Origin of the sequence: uncultured Gimesia sp., assembly GCF_937910335.1 — a bacterium.
Lineage (GTDB): Bacteria > Planctomycetota > Planctomycetia > Planctomycetales > Planctomycetaceae > Gimesia.
Genome location: NZ_CALEMX010000617.1, coordinates 1 through 3251, shown reverse-complemented (window position 1 = coordinate 3251; position 3251 = coordinate 1). Strand labels below are relative to the sequence as shown.

The following is a 3251-nucleotide window of genomic DNA, read 5'->3' as shown; positions in this document are numbered from 1 at the left end:
CGATGTCGTCATGATTTGATATGAATCCATTGGTACCTTATACATAATAAAAACCGTAAGATAATCTCACTCTATCGCGACGATCCTGAAATTCCAGTCAAATCTTTCTCTAACGGTATCATTTTCAACAATGTGTTCTTCGATTCAGGAATCTTTTGGCGCTTGCAGAGAGGAGTCGTTTTGCTGCATTCGCCATGCGTTTAATTTCTGATGTAATGTTGTGCGGATTTTCTGAAACTCATCTTCATCCGAAAGGTCATGTTGTTCAAGCGGATCATTTTTCAAGTCGAAAAGTTGCACTCGCTTGAGATGTGGATAAACGATTAATTTCCAGCGGTCTGTGCGAATCATTCTTTGAAAGTTTCGAAAGTAGCAATAGACTTCCTCATAAATCTGCTGTTTATCTCCCTTTAGGGCTGGCTTGAGACTGTTGCCTTGCACACTTTTCGGAATGGAAATTCCGGCTAGATCGCAGGTCGTGGGATATAAGTCGCGCAGATAACATTGCACCTCGGACCGCTGGTTGGCGGTAATGCCCGGTCCCACCAGAATCATGGGCACACCTACCGTATGCTCGTACATATTCTGTTTTCCGCGTAAGCCGTGACTACCCATTGCCAGACCATGATCGCTGGAGTAAATCAGAATCGTATTTTCCCATTGTCCCGTTTTTTTCAAAGCCTCTACCACGCGGCCCACCTGTGCATCTAAATGTGAAATCACCGAGTAATACAGGGAGAGATCGTGCTGCACGACCTTCTTCGTTCGTGGAAAGGGAAGTAAGACTTCATCGCGTCCGTATTGATTGCCATGCTCGAAGGGATGTTCGCCGCGAAAGTTCGCTGGTAAGGGCATTTTGTCGGGGTCGTAATATTGTTCGTAACCGATGGGAACGAACAGCGGATCATGGGGTGCGGTGAAGCAGACATGCAGGAAGTAAGGTTTTGTATGTTTACGCTCGATAAACTCAATGGCAGCGTCGGCAAAGTGCTCGCTGATGTTTGATGAAAGTCCTACTCCTTTTTCGGGAAAGAAATTTCGTTTGTCATCCTGAAAGATCCATCCACGATAGCCGGTAATCAAAACGCCGTTTCCATCATAAGAAGGGACCGCCCATCGAGCGCCGCCGCCGGTAAAGAGTCCGAGTGTTTCATCATAGCCACGTTGGATCGGCTTTCCATCATTGTGCCACTTCCCTACATACCACGAATTGTAACCCGCGTTATGCATGGTGGTGGCCCAGGTGGGAAGTTCTTTTTTGATCGGCTTGCCGAAGTCCAGCGAACCGTTATGAAAGCCGCTGACGCCCGTCAGAATTTCAGCACGGCTCGGCGTACAGATCGGGTTCGCACAGACAGCGCGGGTAAAACTGGTGCCCTGTTTGACCAGTTGATCCAGATGGGGTGTTTTGATCACTGGATTTCCGAGTGCGCCAATCGTGTCTGGTCGCTGGTCATCGCTGAGCAGAAAGACAATATTTGGACGCTTTGGCGGTTTGGGGGGTGGCTCTTCTGCCGATTCACTTTGAGAGTGGGGTAATAAAAGTGCTGCCGCCAAAAAGAAAAGAATCCGCCCGTGCATAATCTGCCCCTGTCTGAATGAAACCCGGTTTCCAGCAATGAATTCGGTTATGAATTCATCTTTCCCTAAATCGCTAATACTGATAACTTTTGTACGTCAAAAGCGGTCAGAAATGCTATTCATTAGTTTTGTTAATCTATTCTGGACAAAGTCGCCATGCAGGGCAAGCGTTATATCAGTTGGATCATAGGAATTACCATTCTTGCGGGTACGGGCTGGTCATTCTGGACGAAGCGTCAGCAGAAAATGGCCGAGGCGATCAAGAATACTCCCGCTAAGGCAGCTGTGGTTGCTCCGCCGTTGGAAACGAAAATCGAAGTGCAGAATGCCTCATTGAGTGAAGAAAAAGTCGAAGTTCTGGAATTGAACCTGTCTGTCAACCAACGTTTCCCGATGATCAAAACCGTGGAACAGACCCTTTCGCAGGCCTCGACGGCGGGAATCTCTCACAGTAAATCGAAACTGGAATTGATACTGGCGCTGACGGTGGAGGAGATTCACGCCGATGGTCGCAAGCGATTCAAGGTCGTTTATACGGGAGTGAAATATTCGCACAACATTGCCGGCGAACAGGTGAGCTACGATTCAAACCGTTCGACGGGCCCTGCGCCTCCTGAAGTGCAGGCCTATCAGCGTCTGGTGAATAACGGGTTTTCATTCTGGATTGGTCCCGATAACAAAATTGTGGAACTGGTGGGATTTGATGAGTTTCTCAAACGCTGCCTGCAGAACACGCCGCCCGAACAACTGGAAACGGTACTTGCGAAAATCGCAGAATCATCGGGCGATGATGGCATTGCGAATTTCATTGACGACAGTATCGGCCTGTTACCATACAACATTGATGAGAACCACAAAGGGGGTGCCATTCGTGTGGGAGAGACCTGGATGAAAACCCGGCGTCTGACGCAGCCGATTCCGATGGTGCTCAAAACGGAATACACGCTCCGCGAATTGAATGACAAAACCGCCACGATCAATATCGCCGGCGATATCGCGTCTTCGAAAATTAACAGTCCGATGAATCAAAAGGGTAATTCGGTGCAACTGCACATTCGAGGCGGCAAGACTTTTGGCACCTGTCTGATCGACCGTAAAACGGGGCTGCCGCTCGAATCAAAAATCGACCGTTTCCTGGAGACAACCGTCAAACTGGCCAACGGCAAAGAGTTTGAGCAGCAGAAACAGATCGTGACGACGATCCGCGCGTTTCCACATCAGGACGAACGCCCGCTGGGCCCCGCTGCAAAGATCACGCCGCCCGGTGATGTGAAGACGAACGCGAACTGACTTTACTGTCTGATCAGCAGGCGGTGTGAGGTTGGTCGTTCATAATCACTGGTGACAAGCCACCAGTACCACCCGGCGCAAAATCATAGAATCCTGCCTGCTTTACCTGTCTGGCTTTTGCCTCCTTTGTATCACACCATAAATCACCCCGAGGCTGCCTCCCACAATTCCGCTGAAAGGCATGCCGATTATCAAAAATAAACTTGTGTAGCTAGCCACAATTTTGCTTCGCAAAAAGCCATAGTTGGGATCATTTTGTGCCAATATCGGAGCCAGAATTCCAGCTCCTAAGAAGTATCCTATTATCAACCCCAATATGCCACCGAGGATCATGTATTTGAACCAACCTCGTAATTCGATATGGCCAAATTTTGTTGCAA

At 48.7% G+C, this 3251-nt stretch carries 3 protein-coding genes; 1 reads left to right on the top strand and 2 read right to left on the bottom strand.

The genetic code is table 11. The annotated features are described in order from the left end of the window. Positions 1–144: 144 nt before the first annotated feature. Positions 145–1581, bottom strand: coding sequence for a sulfatase-like hydrolase/transferase (locus Q0668_RS25400; RefSeq protein WP_298869366.1), 1437 nt, complete (start codon positions 1579–1581; stop codon positions 145–147). A 156-nt stretch (positions 1582–1737) separates the two neighbouring features. Between Q0668_RS25400 and Q0668_RS25395 the strand changes: the two genes are divergently transcribed. Continuing rightward, positions 1738–2871 carry a DUF6263 family protein gene (locus tag Q0668_RS25395; protein WP_298869365.1) on the top strand — a complete coding sequence of 378 codons (1134 nt, stop codon included), beginning with the start codon at positions 1738–1740 and terminating at the stop codon, positions 2869–2871. Between the two features lie 102 nt (positions 2872–2973). On the opposite strand, the gene Q0668_RS25390 is transcribed toward Q0668_RS25395, so the two are convergent. Beyond that, positions 2974–3251: hypothetical protein (locus Q0668_RS25390; RefSeq protein ID WP_298869364.1), on the bottom strand; the 278-nt coding region annotated here is incomplete at its 5' end.